General features: G+C 64.8%; 1 protein-coding gene. It reads left to right on the top strand.

Annotated features, from left to right (window positions below; genetic code table 11):
• Positions 1 to 375: beta-ketoacyl synthase N-terminal-like domain-containing protein (locus AB3X99_RS40960; RefSeq protein ID WP_368662075.1), on the top strand; the 375-nt coding region annotated here is incomplete at both ends.

Raw genomic sequence — 375 nt, 5'->3', positions numbered from 1 at the left:
CCGCCATGACGATCAACAAGGTGTGCGGCTCGGGCCTGAAGGCGGTGATGCTCGCGGCCAACGCGATCATCGCGGGCGATTCGGACATCGTCGTGGCCGGCGGCCAGGAGAACATGAGCGCCGCGCCTCACGTGCTGCCGGGCTCGCGCGACGGCTTCCGCATGGGCGACGCGAAGCTCATCGACAGCATGATCGTCGACGGCCTGTGGGACGTGTACAACCAGTACCACATGGGCGTGACGGCGGAAAACGTCGCGAAGGAATACGGCATCACGCGCGAAGAACAGGACGCGTTTGCGGCGCTCTCGCAGAACAAGGCGGAAGCCGCGCAGAAGGCGGGCCGTTTCGACGAAGAGATCGTCTCGGTGGAAATTC

The sequence above is a fragment of the Paraburkholderia sp. BR10882 genome, from assembly GCF_040948855.1.
GTDB lineage: Bacteria > Pseudomonadota > Gammaproteobacteria > Burkholderiales > Burkholderiaceae > Paraburkholderia > Paraburkholderia nodosa_A.
The sequence above is the reverse complement of the archived record's forward strand: the minus strand, read 5'-3'. Positions and strand labels throughout refer to the sequence as shown.